Source organism: Ohtaekwangia kribbensis (assembly GCF_042676245.1).
GTDB lineage: Bacteria > Bacteroidota > Bacteroidia > Cytophagales > Cyclobacteriaceae > Ohtaekwangia > Ohtaekwangia kribbensis.
This window is the reverse complement of the sequence record NZ_JBHTKA010000014.1, coordinates 55,766-73,930: the sequence shown is the minus strand read 5'-3', so window position 1 is coordinate 73,930 and position 18,165 is coordinate 55,766. Positions and strand designations below refer to the sequence as shown.

Genomic DNA, 18,165 nt, shown 5'->3' with positions numbered 1-18,165 from the left:
CGATTGCAATGTACCTTCAAACGATTGCAGCGATTGACACAAATCGTACAGGAATCGACAAAAAACCAACCACGTGAAGTTGGAATCCTTCTTTTTGCATGAATTTTCAGTCATCCGCAACGGATGGTGCACACGCGTGCAAAAATCGATTGCATACAAACCAAAATGTAGCGTACTTAATATCGTGATGATGTTTCGTGGTATGATCAACTTCCGCAAGATCCTTCGACCTGTGCTCGGCCTTTTGTTCCTGCTGGCTGGAGTTTGCACCGCTTTCGCGGAATCTCCTTTCTTCTCAACGCTGTCGGTACGCGATGGACTTCCCTCCAACATCATCAGTGCGGTAGCGCAGGATCAGCGTCAGTTTATGTGGATCGGCACTGCCAACGGTGTGTGCCGGTATGATGGTTATCGCTTCATTACTTTTAAAAAAGGAGAAGGTATAAATACGCTACCGGCAAACGAGATCAGTTCGATGCTGGTAGCTGACGATTATTTATGGGTGGGCACCTGGAAGGGACTCTGCAAAATCAACACTGCTACATTTGAAGTAACGCGTATCGACCTCGGTAAAAATGTGGTGGTTCGCACCTTATATAAAGGAGCGAATAATATACTCTGGATTGGTACCGCCAACGGACTTGTTCGCTATACACTGTCTAACGGGAGATATACTGTATATACAGCACAGAATAACCATTTGAGTCATAACACGGTACGTTCGATCTATGAAGACTCACGCGGGAATCTCTGGGTGGGCACGTATGACAAGCTGAATAAACTGGCGAAAGGCAAAAATGCATTTGAGACATTTGATCTGAAAGGCGACTATAAACCTTCCCTGAAGAACAACCTGATCTGCGGAGATATTAAACCTGCTTCTGCACAATCTGATTCATTGGTTTGGGTTGGGACAGAAACTGGTCTTTGTCTTTTCAATACCTATACGAATACGTATAAACGTTATTCAGAAAAAGATATAGCCTTCAGCAACGAGGTAATTAAATGTATATACCCGGATGGTAAAGGAAATCTCTGGCTGGGAACCGATTTCGGGCTTAACGTTTTCAATCCATCCACCAAGACCAACGAGGTATATTTTCACAATCCACAACTGTCCTATTCCATTGCCAACAATGTTATCTGGCAGATCTATGAAGATACCGGTGGCGTAATCTGGTTTGTTACTTCCAACGGGTTAAGCAGGCTCAACAAGTTCAGAAACTTTTATACCTATCACGAAGTATCGTACCCGATTAACAATGAAACCATTGGCAACCAGGTAAAGTCTGTATTGGTAACGCGTAAAGGTATACTCTGGCTTGCCACATTGCATGGCGTTATCCGCTTTGATCCTGTAACCAAAACGCGCAAAGTTTTTGAAACCGGTGCTCCGGAAAATAATCGCATTCAACTGAATAATACTTTTGCTTTAGAGGAAGATGACTACGGTCGCATCTGGATCGGCACAGCGGGCGGTATAAATATATGGGACGAAGCCAACCAGAAGATGTATGCCATCAGTGCAAATGCTACCAATGGACTTACTTCAAATTATATAGCACGCTTTACAAAAGGTACCGATGGCTCCTTCTGGGTAAGCGCGTGGGAAGGCGGATTGTTCAAAGTTGTAGGGAACCTGCGCGAGCTTTCCTCTATACATTTCGAACTGGCCGGAGATTTCGGTTCGTCCAAAAATGTAAGTGGAGCCAATGCTATATGGGCCACACATTATGCCGAACTATTTCGCATTGATCTGCAATCGCACAAAAGCACGAGTATAAATGCATTCAATGCTGTGTCCAACAAAAAGGACATAAGCTGTTTATACTTTTCCCGAAGAGGAAGTTTATGGGCTGGCGTGCCCAACGGGCTGATCGAATATAAACCGCAAAAAGACTCTGCTATATTCTACCCGGTAACTACAGGTAACGATGTAACCCTGGCGAGCATTACCGAAGACAGCGAAGGAAATATATGGTGTGCTGCCAATAACTTTATTCTGAAATTCTCTGTTCCCGATCATCAACTTGAAATATTCCCGCTTGAGAAAGATATACCTTTAAAGAGTTTCTTTGACGGCTGTGTGGCAAACACTCCGGAAGGCGATATAATTTTTGGCGGGGACAACGGCTATATACGACTTTCACCAGCCATCAAACCCAACGTGTTCGAGCCGAACATTTACATCACCACACTCGAAATCAATAACAAGATCATTGCTACCGATGAAGCAATTGATGGCACGATACTGCTTCAGAAAGATATAGCGGTTACCGATAACTTAACGTTGGACTATGCACAACGCTCACTCGCCTTCGAGTTTTCATCCTTGCATTACTGGCAACCTTCGAGCAACGTATATGCCTATAAACTCGAAGGCTTTGATCGTGATTGGAACTATGTTTCAGGATTAAAGAACTTTGCCGTATACTCCAATCTTTCTCCCGGCACGTATACTCTTTCGGTAAAGGGTACGAACAACTATGGTATATGGAGTGATCGCATCGCTACCATCAGCATTCGAGTAAAGCCACCGTTGTTTTTAAGCACCGGATTTATTTGTCTGTATGCCGTGCTGGCGATAGCAATAATCATTATATCGCTTCGAACATACTCTGCGCGACTCCACCTGAAGAATGAATTGAAGATAACGCGCATGGAGAAAGAACATGCTGAAGAGATCGTTCAAACCAAGCAACAGTTCTTTGCCAATATCTCGCATGAACTACGAACACCGATCAGTCTCATATTGCCGCCGATCCAGCAACTGCTCAAGCAAAACAACTTACAGGAAGAGAATAAAAGATTACTGTCGCTTGCTGAGAAAAATTCACAGCGACTGTTACGTGTCGTAAACCAGATACTGGATTTCCGCAAGCTTGAAAACGATAGTCTGCAGTTGCGTGTTACTTCTTTTGATATTGTCTCCTTCTGCCAGGAAATGTATTCGCTCTTTACCGATAAAGCCGCTCGCAAAGAGATCACGTTTGCGTTCAACAAAGGTATAGATGAATGCCTGGTGTGGGCCGATACCGAGAAGATTGAAACCATTCTCTTCAACCTGCTCTCCAATGCATTCAAATTTACTCCTAAGGGTGGAAGCGTTCACCTGATGGTAGAACTGCATGGCAAGAGTGATATTTATAGCAAGGGCGCTATTGAAGTAATGGTAAGTGATTCCGGTATAGGTATACCGCCGGATGAACTGGCCCATATATTTGAGCGCTTTTACCAGACACATGCTGCAAAGAAAATGGAAGCAGGATCCGGTATAGGATTAACACTGGTAGCTGAATATGCCAAGCTTCACCACGGGGAAGTAAAAGTAGAAAGCGTAGTAGGTAAAGGAACATCGTTTACATTAATCCTGCCGTTAGGTTCCGAGCATTTCCCATTTGAAGCAGCTGATAGCGATGAAGTAAATCTGATTGCCGTAAAGTCTGCTTATCCCGATGATCACGCTAAAGCCTATCGCTACGGACTGGAGTCTGGCAAACCGTTAGTCCTTATCATTGAGGACAATTATGATATAGCAGAATTTATACAGGTGAGTCTCAAGGGCAAGTATAATTTTGTTACCGCGCAAAATGGCGAAGAAGGTTTAGCGAAGACCAACAGTTTTCTGCCCGACATCATCATCAGTGACATTATGATGCCGGTGATGGATGGACTTTCCATGTGCAGGAAAATAAAGAGTAATCCGAAGACCAGTCACATATCCATTATTATACTTACCGCCAAAGGACTTACCTCTCAACAGATTGAAGGTTTGAGCACCGGTGCGGATATATACCTTACCAAGCCTTTCGAGATTGAATTACTCGAAGCGCACATCGATCACTTACTGAAACGCAAAAAAGAACTCGCAGATTATTTCCGTCACGAACTGATCGTTCAGCCTTCTGCCTCCACGGCCGGTGAAAATGTAGACGATAAATTTATTCGCAAGGTGATGAACATCATCGAAGCCAATATATCCAATGCTGATTTCAGCGTAGAGATGTTGAGCGAGGAAGTTGGCATGAGCTCTACGCACCTATACCGCAAGCTGAAATCAACAACACAACTTTCTCCTAACGATATCATCCGTAAATACAGGATCAAAAAAGCATCGCTTTTGCTGGGTAATAAAGAAGGCAACATTTCTGAGATCATGTATGAGGTAGGCTTCTCGAATCTCTCCTATTTTTCCAAATGCTTCCGTGCTGAGTTTGGTGTTACACCTAAAGAGTATCAGCAAAAAGTAAGTAAGAGTTCGGGTGAGATTGATTCGGTTAATCCTGCTGATCTTGGTAATCTGTCCGAACAGGATTCTAAGGAGTAAATATATACTTCAGCCATATATTTACTCCGGCTGCAAATCACCACTGGTTCTCTGCACAAACTCTGATGGCGTTACACCAAAGAGTTTTTTAAAACACTCCCGGAAATATTTCAGATCGGTAAAGCCTACTTCGTAGGTAACTTCGGCAATGGTAAGTTGATTTTGTTCCAACAACTGCGCGGCACGTTTCAAACGGATCACGCGTATAAATTCATTGGCGGATTGTCCTGTTAGTGCTTTTAGTTTCCGATAGAGTTGGGTGCGGCTCATACCTACATCGCGACCTAAATCATCTACAGCATAATCAGGATTACTCATGTTCTTCTCGATACTCTCCAATGCCTGCTGCACAAATGATTCATCGGCTGAAGTAAGCGTTACGCGTTTCGGTTCAATGTTCAGCACTTCGTTATCGCGGAACATCTTGCGCATCAGTTCGCGCATGCGCATCAGGTTACGCACTTTTAACTGAAGTACTTTCGGATTGAACGGCTTGGTTATATAGTCATCGGCACCGGTTTCAAGTCCTTCTACTTTAAAGATCAAAGATGTTCTGGCTGTAAGCAGTATCACCGGTATATGCGATGTCTTCACATTCATCTTCAGCTGCGTGCATAACGTGATACCATCCATTACCGGCATCATTACATCGCTGATCACCAGGTCGGGCATTTCCTCCAGCGCTATATCCAGAGCCTCTTTACCTTCGGATGCCTGTAGTATTATATAGGTTCCTTCAAAGATTGACTTGATATAAGCGCGTACTTCGTCATTATCTTCAACTACCAAAAGCTTGGGTAAATCTTTCAGATTATCGCTGACTTCGGGTTCTTTCTCCGGTATATATAGCGGATCGGGTGTGAGCGCAGGGTACCGATCCATAGTCTCAATATCTTTTGAGACCGGCAGCAATTCTGATGCATCAAAATGTGCAGAACCCTTCGGTAATGTTATCGTAAAGCGCGTATAGGAATTTTCTTCGCTCGCCACGGTTAATTTGCCATGATGCATATCGACCAGGCTCTTCGCTAATGCAAGACCTATACCCGTGCCGGTATGATTCTTGTCTTCATCGTAACTGAAGAATGTTTGAAATATACTTTCGAAATGCTCGCGCTTTATTCCCTTACCGGTGTCTTGCACCGTAATCATCACGTCATCCTTACCTTCAATAACCTGCATAACAATTTTGCCACCTTCGGGAGTGTGCTTGAAGGCGTTAGACAACAGGTTGAACATGATCTTCTCAAACTGATCGCGATCGAACCACACTTTTACAATATTGGAAGATGCATAGAACGAAAAGTCAATCTTCATCTGCTCTGCCAGCGTATCAAACGAAAGCTTGACTTCCTTTACAAACTTGATGATGTTACCTTCGGATACTTCGAGTTTAAGATTACCGGATTCTGCCTTCCTAAAATCGAGCAACTGATTTACCAGTCTCAGCAAACGTTGTGCGTTCGCATTTATATTCAATAACTGATCACGCACTTCTTTACCACCTTCTCCTCGATCAAGCAAACTTTGTGATGGTCCGAGTATAAGTGTAAGTGGCGTACGAAACTCGTGCGATATATTCGTGAAGAATTGCAGTTTGGCATAATTGAGTTTCTCCATGTTCTCGCGCTGCAATCGCTCGAGTTTAAGATCGTGCTTGAAGTTAGCACGCATCAACACCAGCATGCGAAACAAATGCAGCAGCACCAATGCCAATACGATATATATAATTCGTGCCCATATTGTTTTCCACCAGGGCGGGTGGATAACAAGTTTTACCGAACTGATCTGTTCGTTCCAAACACCTTCGTTGTTGGCAGCCTTTACTTTAAAGGTATATTCACCGCCATTCAGGTTGGTATAGTTGGCGTAGCGCCTGGAGGCATTGGTATAGTTCCAGTCTTTATCAAAACCTTCCAGCATATAGGCATATCGTGTTTTCTCAGGAGCGGCATAGTCGAGAGCTGTAAATTCAAATGAGATCGAGTTCTCGTTATACTTCAGCGCCACACGATCTATAGCAGCTAACGGTTTATCCAAAATTACGCGACCATCAAAAGGTTGACCGAAGGGTACCGAGCGATTGAATATCTGGAAATCATTAACTACTACTTTCGGGAAGTTCGGATTGGTAACAACAGCATTGGGGTTGATAATGTTGAAACCTTCTGAGCCACCAAAAAGTAAACGACCGGTATCATCTTTAAAACTTACGTTGTTATAAAAGAATCCACCCTGAATGCGATCGTGGTGATCATAGTGTTTTACAAACTGAGCATCTGAAGGATCGATGATGGTTAAACCGTCCCAGTGGGCAAGCCATAATTTACCGCTGTCATCTTCCTGTATACTTACAATTACATTATTGCTCGGACCTTCTTCGATCTTATGCTGCTTGAACACCTCCGTTCTTCTGTCCAATGAATTAAGACCACCTTCTGTTCCAATCCACAGGAGTCCGGCATGATCTTCATAAATTGCATTGACAAAATCGTTGGATATACCTTCTTCCGTTTTAACAGGATGCTTGCTGAACCGGTGTATATCCAGTGTATCACCTTTGGGTTTAATACGGAACAATCCATTACCACGTGTGCCCGCCCAAACCGTTCCGGTACGATCTGCTTGCAATACAACCAGCGGAGCTTCGCATAACAGTCGATAATCAAACGGAGTAATTTTACCATCGGGAGAAATTCTGTTCAATCCACCACTCCAGCTGCCGGCCCATATATTCCCGGCATTGTCTTCGGTAAACGACATTACATAGTCGCTATTGGCAGGAGATATACCAATGTAGTGATCAAATCGTTTTACCAGTCCGGTAGCAAGCACATCGCGCTGGTGAAACCTATATATACCGCCACCCGCTGTACCCAGCCATACATTGCCGTGCGTATCGGTATAGAGTGTCTGAATGAAATTAACGAAATCATTATCATCACGATCTACAATACGGATTCGCTGAAATGTTTTGCCTTTCAATTTATATAGTCCACCACCGATGGTAGCAATCCAGTAACCATGATCAGTTGAACTGCGCAGTCCTGTTATAATATTTTTACCTTTATCAAACGTAAGGGTTCGAAAAGCTTCAAAATCTTTCGAGTAACTATCAAATTTATTTAATCCCTTCTTGGTACCCACCCACAATACACCACCGCGGTCAAGATATATAGATGTTACCGTACTATGTGAAAGATTTACGGTCTCATCAGCATCACCCAGTAATTTTGTAAAGCGATTAACAGCGGGATCAAAAAAAGCTAATCCTTTTTCGGAGCCGGTTATAATATAGGGATTCGTGCCGGAAACCACGTACATGGAACGTATCAGGCTATAGCTTTGTACTTTGTCAGGTATAGCATAGTTGGTAATAACGCCATCTTCCAGTTTCTTCAGTCCGCGAATGGTACAGAACCATATAGATGTTTTTCCTTTTAAACTAAGTTCGCGAACCTTGAATATATAGTTGTGATGGTACTGATTGACTACATCCTGCGTATAACGATAAGTTCGAAATGTATAGTTACCCGAAGCCTGCTTTACAACTTTACTCAATCCGTTAGCGGTAGCGATCCACAACTCCTTCGAAGATGACAGGTATATATCGGTAACAATATTATTGGTCAGTGAAGTACTGTCGTTGTCACGGGCAAAGAAGGTTGTAAACTTACCGTTGACGGTATCATAAACATTCAAACCATTTTCGGTTCCTACCCACAGATTGCCGTGCTGATCTTCGCCAATGCAATTCACGTAGTTGTGAGAAATACTGCCGGTATCCTGTTCGTTGTGAATGAACTGAAGAAATGTGCCGGTACTTTTATCAAAGCGAAACAAGCCCCCCATGTGCGTGCCTACCCACAGGTAGCCATGGTGGTCTTCAAATATGGCGGTGATTTTATTGCTCTTGAGTTTACCGGGAGCATTACCCGAGTGGTATACAATGGTAGAATATCCATCGTATCGCAGCAGACCAGACCATGTGCCGATCCACAAAAATCCTTCGCGATCCTGGAGGATGCAGTTAATTGAACTTTGAGACAACCCCAGCTTCTCAGGAAGCTGATCAAAAATAATTTCTTTATCAGGAAGCCCGGAAGGTTGAGCTACGACCAATCTTAGTATACATATAAAGATGGCAGTAGCCCAATATTTTTTCCGAACGATATGCATGTTGTTTCTTATCTGCCGAAGTCATCCTGCACACGCACGATGTCGTCTTCGTTGGAAGGCTGACTCGCATCCGTATGCTGCCATATTTCCGAGATCATACCCCAGCCTTTAAGTCCTACAAGACGATGGCGCTGTCCGCAGTTCAGACGGATGATCTCACCGATCTCCAGTTTTTGAAGTGGTCCTTCTGTATCCGTTTGACTTGTAATAACTCCAGCCTCACCTGCTACAAGTTTCCATATCTCTGCGCGTCTGTGGTGATACTGCCACGACAAGCGTTTATCCGGCTGCACCATCAGAATTTTCGGACTCAGCTTTTCGCTGATCTTGAGATCATTTATCTCGATGCCCGGAAAAAAGTGACTGGCAAATTGCCGTGCCTGTGTCTCATCGATTACAAAGAATCCTCCCCACGGACGTTCAAAATCTTTTGCTACTACTTTCAATCCTAACTCATCGAGGTACGATTGTACTTTGCTGAAAATTTGCTGCTTAGAGTCTGTGTTAGAAAAAGTTACCATTTGGGTTTAATTACATTAGATGTGTATTACCGGATGCCTGGCGGTTTACGCTGGGGATCCGGTCTGAAATATCGGTAATCCGAAATTAATTTCGTACTGCATCTACTGTTTTCGGGTAATCATTTTATAAGTGTTTTGCCTGGCTCGTACATATTCTGAATGTCACTTTCAAAAAGCGAATGTTCGTCTTGATAGAAGCGCACAAAATCTTTTTCAGATGTATGACCGGAATACGGAGCATAGTGATGTATTTCGTTGGCATTGCGCCACACGAGGACGTAAGCGACTTCAATGTCTTTGTTTGCCTTTAGCGGCTCCAGTATAACTTGTGTAAACCATTCAGGGTTGGTAACGCCTTCCAAACCAGTCTCTGTGAGTGCAGCCACTTTGTTACGCTCTTTGGCGAGTGAAGAGATGGTGCGCATTACAGTAATAAAATCCTGTTGTTGTTCACTTGCTGATTTTTTATTCCAGGTAATACCCACATCCATATAGTCATCCAGTCCTAACAGATCAACGTAGTCATCGCCAGGATAAGCATATAGGTAAGAAACTTTCGCATCCTGCAGGTTCATACGACTTCTGTCGGGCGAAAATGAATAGATAATGTTACGGAGCTTCTTTGTATCACGCAGGTATGTTACTGTAAATTTCCACAAGGCTATATATTCCTGCTCGGTGCAATGTCCTTTTCCCCACCAGAACCAATCACCGTTGTGTTCGTGATATGGGCGGAATATTACTGGTATAGATGTGCTTCCATCTTTGCAATTCTTCAGAAAATCTGCTACGGCATCGAGCTGCTTTACAAAGTACGCGTGCTCCTTGCCACCGGGAAGTATATCTTTTACCGCGCGTGTCGTATCCCATGCATTGCGTTTTGACACCGGGTTATCTACATGCCAGGATATCGTGCTAATGCCGCCTCGTTTATAAATAGCGTGTATCCAGTTATGCAACTTCGATATATACTCTTTATCACCAGACTTGCCAAGATTACCTATATCCCACCCGTGTACCGCAGGAAATGCACCACACACATCCTTTACATCCGAACGATCTTTTTCATCTTTCCATTTTACACCATACGCATCAGCATCCTGGTGACCGAACATAATGCCCTGCGATGAAATTCTTTTCAGGTTCACAAATAGTGTTTTTGTTTTATCGGTGGCTTGCTTATCAATCAACGTCTGCGCAGATAGTTGCAATAACCCTGATACCAACGCTAAACAAATCAACATTACTCTCATATATCTAATTCTACTTTGTCATAATAATTATACTGAAAAACGGTACTATAGTATATCCTATAGCATTAAAAAAAGAAGCGTAAACCGCTAATTTAGAAAGCACGACTCCTGACTAAAATGTTACGGAAGTATTAAAGCAGCCTTAACTGGGAAAATCACAAGAACACTTGAGGATTGAATTACTACAATTTATCGAGAACATAGCTGTCTATATAAAACCTGCAGAACATAGTCCTGCAGGTTTTAATAATTTCATCTATTTTATCAAGATCACATCATCTATATAGAAGGTCTCATCCTGATCATCCGGTCCTTGAATTCTCCATCCAATCTGATTCCAAGGTGTCGTATTATTTTCACCAAAAATTTTCAAACTGCTTACCTGAAGTTTATAGTAAGTCCATACGTTGGCAGGCACCAGAATTTTCTTAAAATCCTCATATGTATTGAAGGTCCCCGGCTGGGCTGAAGACCACACATAAAGCGTATAGTCTTTTGATGCACCTTTTAACCAAAACGACAAATATTTGTAACCGTCATTGGATATATTATCCCATCCAAAGCCATCCTGGCTCCAGTTACCTTTAGCATATCCCAAAGACAACGAAGCGGTTCCTGATTTAAACTGCGTTGTACTTATAGATGAAGGTCCCCACGATGCATTTTGGAATGCATTGCCCGAAGGATTTATACCATAATCATCCGTAAATATTTGTAAGGCATTGTCAATTGCTACAAATGATTGTGTAGTAGGCGCGGGGCCAGCAGCATTCGTAATTGTTAAGGTAGATTCATAAAAACCCGGATCAGGTTGTGGAAATTTTACCGTGAGTGTTGTCGCACTTTTATCAACAATTTCAAGCTCTGTAGTTGTTCCGGTAAAAGTAACCTTCGTTACATCGTCCAGGTTTTTACCTGTCAAAGTAATTTCAGTATCCTGCCTGAAGTTATAGTCGGAAACATCATTAATAGTTGCCAATCCTAAAACAGTAAATGGCACCGTAAATGTTTTGCCGGACGCATTCTCAAAAATGATATTCTGTTGGCCGGGAACAGCATCAATGGGTACTCTGAAAAGAATGGCGCCATCAGTGTTAAATGTTGAAGTAAAGCTGGCGGGCACATTTCCATTTTCAAAAGTAATTTTCATAATGTCCCTTAAGCCCGATCCGGTAACAGTCAAGAGAGATTTAGAAGCCGCAGACTGTGGTGAAATCTGCGCAACAGATGGGGAGACTTCATCGTCTTTACAGGAGGTCAGGTATAGTGCTCCTGCAAACAAAACCATCTTGAATATTATATTTAGATAATTCTTCATAGTCGATATTTTAACTTTTGAAAAAGGTTACTTATAATAAGGAACAGCAGGTTCTCTTAGCATAGGACTAGCTGTTAAATCTGTTTGCGGAATAGGCAAAAACATTTGACTCGGAGAACTTAATATGATTTTCTCGCTTTGAAGTTTACCGTTAAAGTCATACGATCCTCTCTCTTGTTTGCTTATTATTTCCTTGGCTTTATCAAATCCCTGACGCTGAATGTCAAACCAATAGTCGCCTTCAAAGGCAAACTCATGTCTGCGTTCTGCCAATATATCATCTTTGGTTATGGATGTTAAATCAGGTAAACCTGCTCTCTCTCTTACATCGTTTATCGCATCTAGTGCAGCTCCATCACTGGTAGACGCATCATTACCCAGAATTGCTTCTGCGTATATCAATTCAATATCCGCGTATCTAAGAATATAAGTACATATATCAGTCGAAGATCCATTTACATTCTCTCCGTTAGAACCCGGGCCAACAACATATTTCATTGCATTTGCACGTGAGCCATTTTTTGTTTTAAAGGCTTCATCACCACCTATAGATGTAGTATCATAGGTATATCCGTTAGGAAAATTTATATTCGTCCAGTCCTTTCTAAAGAATCCGTGCTGCATGATTGACCAGCCTTTTCTTTTATCTAACGGGTCGTATGATTCTATCAGGTCTATAGTAGGAATTACAGATCCGTAACCTACCCCCGTTGTGGGTTTCAGTAAAGCCTGAGTTCCACAGTAAGCTTGAATTGGATTTCCAATTGAATATCCTCCCGCTGCAATCCATTGCCATGCAAATAATGACTCAACATTATTGTTTGCGGCTGAACTTGTAAACATTTCATAGTAGTCTGGGTAGAGTGAATATTTCTTAGAATCAATTACTAACCCGGCTTTGATTTTAGCATTTGCATAATCTCCTATATAGAGGTAAACTTTAGCCATCATACCAGACGCTGAGAGACTTGTAACTCTTCCTTTCTGACTGGCTTCGCTCGCTAAGTTTGCTTCTGCATACTGTAAATCTTCTAATACATATCTTAATACATCAGCCTGTAGATAACGGGGAGAATTAAATGTACCGGAAGAAGCGAAAGCAACTGGGTCGTCAACAATAGGTACATCACCAAAGGCTCTGGCTAGAAAGAAAAAAGCAACCCCTCTCATAAATCTTGCTTCCGCGATACCCTGGATCAGATAGGCCGGATCAGACACTTTTGCTTTCTTATTCTCAAGTGTTTGAATCAGTGAACTTGAAGCGCCAACAACAGAATATAATGAAGCCCAGCTGGAAGCAACTAAAACATCGCTACTTGTAAACGTAAACTTATTATATACCAGACCTCCGTAGTTAGGATCGTTAGCCGTGAGCATATTACCGCCCAGCGCCTCACCTATAGCATGGAATGCTTTATCCTGATAATCATACCAAACCTTATTATATAATAAGCCCGTAGCACCATTTACTTCTACAGCCGAATTATAATAATTTTCTTCTGTCGGGTTATTCTGTGATGGTCTCTCCAGGAAAGACTCGTCACAAGATGTTACCACGAAAAGCAGTGATAACGATAATATATATATATACTTCATTTTTTATATATTTAAAAATGTTGTTAAAATACAAAGTTACCACCAATTGTAAATGTTCTTGGATTTGGATAATGCCCATCATCAATGTTCATGTTAAACACGTTATTGTTATAGGCACCAATCTCAGGATCGTATCCTGAATACTTTGTGAATGTTTTGAGGTTTTGCGCAGATACATAAACGCGCACCGATGTAAACTTGGTCTTGCTTAAAATAGTACCTGGAATGTTATATCCCAGACTTACATTCTGAATTCTCAAATAAGAACCACTTTCCACATATCTGTCGGATAACCTTCTGTTGTTGTCGTTCCATTGATTGTAGCGGGGGATTGTTGCATCCGGATTTTCGGCAGTATATCTGTTCAATACATCTGTCGACTGGTTTAAATATGAATTATAAAGACCTTCTGTAAGACGTTTGGTGTAATTCAAAATTTTAGCACCATAACTTCCCGTAATTAGTATGGAGAGATCAAAACTTTTATAGTTTACGGTATTGGTCATTCCATAGGTAAACTTCGGAATAGGACTACCTATATTTGTTAAGTCAAGGGAGTTTACTACATCATCGCCAGTTATGTCCTTATAACGAACATCTCCTAAATATATACCTTGCGGGCCGACAGCTAATTGGTTATTGCTATTTGCCAACCCAAATGCATCCAATTCACCTTGTGTACGGAATAGTCCATCTGTTTTCAAACCATAAAACGATCCAACGGCTTGGCCGGAAGGAGAATTAGTTACCTGAATTGCATTGCCATACTCTCTGTATGCCGGCTGAGGTACACCACCATTATCGTTCAAAACATTTTTATAGTGCGTGAATATGAAATTAGTTTTCCATGTAAGAGTACCTTTCCGAATGTTGTTAGTGGTTAAAGATATATCTATACCAGTATTCGTCATTTTACCTGCATTTGTAACCGGAGGTTGTACAGGGTTATAGGTATTACCAGAGTTAAGACCGCTATATACAGGGAGTTTAGCCTGTACCAGCATTTTTGTAGATACCTTTTGATATACATCCACACTAAAGTCGATAACGCCATCAAGCACGGTGGCATCAATTCCCACATTTTTAGTCACGACAGACTCCCATTGCAAATCAGGGTTACCCACGTTGAAGTTCTGAGCACCGTTTCCAAATGGACTGATTGCAACCAACGATACATTTGTTGCATAAGCATTATTTTGGTTAGCAGTATTAGAGTTACCAACAGATCCTATACCTGCTCTTAATTTTAAATAATTAATAGCTGAAATGTTTTTAATAAACGCTTCTTCAGAAAGTGTCCATCCTACAGATACTGCAGAGAATACACCCCATTTTTTGTTAGGGCCAAAAGAAGAAGAACCATCTCTTCTGATAGAACCCGAGAGAGAATATTTGCTATTGAATGAATATAGTGCTCTTGCAAAATAGGATTCATATGCAGTAAGATATTTACCTCCGTTTATAGTCTGATTTGTGGCGGAGCCAGCGTTTATAGACTCCAAATTATTTGTAAGATTCTGTCTTGATACAGTGATCTGGTCAAAGTTGCTTAGCGTGGATTCATGGCCAACTACCGCGTTTACATAGTGCTTGCCAAACGTTCTATCAAAGGTCAGGTAGTTTTTTAAAGCCCAAAACAATGCTGTAGTTCTGTCTTCAACTAATTTGCTTGGCGATAATATAGTTGCCCCGGTAGTTGTATTCTGTACGAGCGGTTGAAATGCTGAATTTTGACCAAGGTTAAAATCATAATTTACTTCATTTCTAAATGTAAATGACTTCAGGAAACTAATATCCGTGTATAACGAGCCAAACGCTTTATACTGTATTGCTTTAACATTCCGCATAGTAGCCATCGCTACTGGATTATTGGGATTACCAAAATTACTCCCCCCTATATTTGATACTGAAGTGAATTGTCCGTCCAGCCCTCTTACAGGTGCTGCAGGGCTATTGTAAACTGCCAAACTAATAACCGCATCCGATCCATCGGTTAAAGTAATTTTCTGATTTGATTTTGAGACATTGAGATTAATCCCGGTTTTAAGCCAGGATTTTACCTGCTGATCTATACCGAGTTTGATATTAAATCTTTCGAAATCAGAGCCAATTACAATCCCTTCATTCTTATAATAATTAAAAGAAGTATAGTATGTTGTTTTGTCTTTGCCACCTGAAAAAGACAATTGATGATTTTGAATTGTTCCTCGCTGAAAAATTTCGTCTTGCCAATCTGTTCCTCCTCCAAGAACAGCGGGATTTTTAAATTCTGCTAATGTATCCAAACTGCTACCGGCAGCTCTTATTTCGGGTACCAGTGAGTTTTGATAACCGGCATACTGCTTCAAATCCATTAAGCTTAACTTTTTCCGTAGCTCCTGTACCCCATAGTATACATCGTATGTAATTTTTGGCTCGCCAGCCTTACCAGATTTTGTTTTAATCAAAACCACTCCATTCGCACCCCTCGCACCATATATAGCTTGCGCTGATGCATCTTTTAAAACATCTATAGATTCGATGTCATTTGGATTAATGGCAGCTAACGGACTCTGTACATTTTGTCCGGCCATTCCTCCTAGTTGATCTTGAGCTATACTGCTTCTACTTCCGTTTAAGATCACACCATCCACTACATATAAGGGCTGGTTGCCATTAACAGAAGTGATACCTCTTACATTTATAGAAATACCTCCTCCAGGCTGACCTCCATTACTGGTTATTGTTACACCAGCGAGCTTGCCCTGTATAGCCTGATCTATACCTGCAACAGGTAAGTTTTTAATATCTTTTTCAGATACTGAAGATATCGATGATGTAACGTCCGCCTTTTTAACAGAACCATAACCGATAACGACAACTTCTTGTAATGTAGATACGTCTTCTTTTAATGTAATTGTAATAGAAGTCTGATTCAATACAGCAATTTCCTGAGGGGCATAGCCAATAAAACTAACTACCAGTACATCATCGTTATCAGCTTCGATAGAAAATGCACCATTTACATCAGAACTGGTTCCAACAGTTGTTCCTTTCTTAATAACATTTACACCGGGTAATACTTCACCAGCCTCATCCGTAATTTTTCCTGTTACAAGCCGGGCTTGCGAAAAGGCCAACGCGTGGCTTAGTAAGAAAAATACGGAAGCAATACATAAGCTTCGGTAGATTTGTTTTAGCATAGATTTAAGTTTAAAGTTTTGTTTCTGTCAATCGTAAACCTTCAGGATGACTCAACATCCCTCCTTAAGGCAATCATTATCAAACCCCAATAGTTAATCACGTCTGCCATCGAATTGGTTATAGAAAAATTCTCAGGAGTACGAACAGGATCACGAGCAGCAAGAGCCCCAACAGGACTTCGAAGAACAGCAGGAGCCTGACCTTGCGCTGCTCTCTTTCGGGCGACTTCCGTTGGATGGTTAATGCTTTGACAATCCAGTTAAACATGACTCTCAAGGGTTAATCGACTTGAAAGTTGAGATTTTGGGGGCTATAGGCAGGGTGGTAAATCTTCCAAAAACACTGGACAAACGTTTCCGGGTAATTTTAAACTGCTAACGTGTGCATGAAAAATGAATTTTCAGGCTCCAAATCGCTTTTCCGATGGATGAGCACTTTTAGAAAATAAAAGAAGTATTTTTGTCCGATTACAGAGATTGCCTGCCTATTTCATCCCGAACCGTGGATAATCTCTTGAAACTTTAAAAAATCATTAGCAATGCAAATCACTAAAAACACAGTAGCGGCCATCCATTACACGCTGCGCGACAACGAAGGAAATGTTATTGATACCAGTAGCGGACGCGACCCGTTGCACTATCTGCACGGTGCTGGAAATCTGATTGCAGGAATGGAAGAAGGTTTGGAAGGGAAAATTAAAGGCGACAAGTTCCAATTAAAGATAGAACCGGCTAAAGGATACGGAGAGAAAGATCCTGCGATGATTCAGCAAGTACCACGTTCGGCATTTGGCGATCAGGACGTTCGTCCGGGAATGAAGTTCTCTACCAACCACGGTAATGTTGTTACCGTAACACACGTAGGTCTAGAAAGTGTAACGGTTGATGCCAACCACGAACTGGCAGGCGTTGAACTTAACTTCGATGTTGAAGTAATGGAAGTACGCAGTGCTACGAACGAAGAAATTTCTCATGGCCATGTGCACGGTCCGGGTGGACACCACCATTAACAAATAGCTTCGAGTTTGAGCTGTGAGCTTCGAGCAGTAGATATAGCTGCTCGAAGCTCTTTTTTTTCTCCTAGCTGTGAGTTGCGAGCTTCGAGTACAAGATATAGTGGCTCGAAGTTTTTGTAGATGTATAGATATACTATGTGTAGGAGTAGCTATCCATCAGAAAGTTTCCAAGATTTCCATATGCCTTATCTCGTCAATGCGAAAGTCAATATTGTTCCAAAAATATATAGTACAATAAAGCTATCATTGAATACTGAAGGTTGATTGCGTAAAAATTCACGCTCCATTTTCTTAAAACGGCCAGCCGGCAAGAAAACAATACCATTCAATAACAAAAGCACTATGCATGGCACCCAAAGGGAACCTTCATCAATATTTTCATTAGCAGGCAAAAACGATAGTACATTTAATGTCTCTAATACTGAAATAATGAGAACGGCTATTATAGCATTGTGCAAGTCCGATTGATAATTCTTTTCACTTTTTTTCAAAAGCCTATATACCAGAAAAAACAAGTTTTTATAAATCCTGATCATAGGGCAGTAGGGTATACTCTCGAAGCTCGCAGCTCAAAACTCAAAACTATTTTTATTCCAGCGAGAGTTCTTCGCGCTTTTTTTGGTGAGTTTGCTTTTTATCAGTTCGTACGATTGGCGAATGTAGGTTTGGAGCTCTGTGGGTTTTACTGCATTTATATCGGTTAGCAATACCCACTTGTTGCGGCCCATATAGGGTGCCGGTATAAATCCTTCCTGGGCCGCGATTTCTTCGAA

The 18,165-nt window shown here is 41.6% G+C and carries 10 protein-coding genes; 2 read left to right on the top strand and 8 right to left on the bottom strand.

Annotated elements, in window-relative coordinates; all coding sequences use genetic code 11:
• Nucleotides 1–73 precede the first annotated feature (73 nt).
• On the top strand, nucleotides 74–4,327 hold the full coding sequence (locus ACFQ21_RS26205) for a hybrid sensor histidine kinase/response regulator transcription factor (RefSeq protein ID WP_377584609.1): 4,254 nt from the start codon (nucleotides 74–76) through the stop codon (nucleotides 4,325–4,327).
• A 21-nt stretch (nucleotides 4,328–4,348) separates the two neighbouring features.
• Here ACFQ21_RS26205 and ACFQ21_RS26200 read toward each other — a convergent pair whose 3' ends face one another.
• The 6 genes from ACFQ21_RS26200 to ACFQ21_RS26175 form a co-directional block, all read right to left on the bottom strand.
• A complete protein-coding gene (locus ACFQ21_RS26200) occupies nucleotides 4,349–8,506 on the bottom strand; it encodes a two-component regulator propeller domain-containing protein (RefSeq protein WP_377584607.1) in 4,158 nt (1,385 codons plus the stop codon).
• Between the two features lie 8 nt (nucleotides 8,507–8,514).
• Entirely contained in the window at nucleotides 8,515–9,027 is a 513-nt protein-coding gene (locus ACFQ21_RS26195; protein ID WP_377584604.1) for a phosphoheptose isomerase, read from the bottom strand.
• A 119-nt stretch (nucleotides 9,028–9,146) separates the two neighbouring features.
• Nucleotides 9,147–10,280, bottom strand: a complete 1,134-nt coding sequence (locus tag ACFQ21_RS26190; protein ID WP_377584601.1) for a glycoside hydrolase family 26 protein — start codon at nucleotides 10,278–10,280, stop codon at nucleotides 9,147–9,149.
• 256 nt (nucleotides 10,281–10,536) lie between these two features.
• A complete protein-coding gene (locus ACFQ21_RS26185; RefSeq protein WP_377584598.1) occupies nucleotides 10,537–11,598 on the bottom strand; it encodes a cell shape determination protein CcmA in 1,062 nt (353 codons plus the stop codon).
• 27 nt (nucleotides 11,599–11,625) lie between these two features.
• Nucleotides 11,626–13,194, bottom strand: coding sequence for a RagB/SusD family nutrient uptake outer membrane protein (locus ACFQ21_RS26180; protein ID WP_377584595.1), 1,569 nt, complete (start codon nucleotides 13,192–13,194; stop codon nucleotides 11,626–11,628).
• Between the two features lie 23 nt (nucleotides 13,195–13,217).
• Nucleotides 13,218–16,376 carry a SusC/RagA family TonB-linked outer membrane protein gene (locus ACFQ21_RS26175; RefSeq protein ID WP_377584593.1) on the bottom strand — a complete coding sequence of 1,053 codons (3,159 nt, stop codon included), beginning with the start codon at nucleotides 16,374–16,376 and terminating at the stop codon, nucleotides 13,218–13,220.
• A 539-nt stretch (nucleotides 16,377–16,915) separates the two neighbouring features.
• Here ACFQ21_RS26175 and ACFQ21_RS26170 point away from each other — a divergent pair.
• Entirely contained in the window at nucleotides 16,916–17,386 is a 471-nt protein-coding gene (locus ACFQ21_RS26170; protein WP_377584590.1) for an FKBP-type peptidyl-prolyl cis-trans isomerase, read from the top strand.
• Nucleotides 17,387–17,577: 191 nt separating this feature from the next.
• Here the strand turns inward: ACFQ21_RS26170 and ACFQ21_RS26165 are convergent, their stop codons facing one another.
• Together ACFQ21_RS26165 and ACFQ21_RS26160 are read right to left on the bottom strand one after the other, a co-directional pair.
• Entirely contained in the window at nucleotides 17,578–17,928 is a 351-nt protein-coding gene (locus ACFQ21_RS26165) for a hypothetical protein (RefSeq protein ID WP_377584587.1), read from the bottom strand.
• Nucleotides 17,929–17,961: 33 nt separating this feature from the next.
• Nucleotides 17,962–18,135, bottom strand: coding sequence for a hypothetical protein (locus ACFQ21_RS26160; protein ID WP_377584956.1), 174 nt, complete (start codon nucleotides 18,133–18,135; stop codon nucleotides 17,962–17,964).
• Nucleotides 18,136–18,165 lie beyond the last annotated feature (30 nt).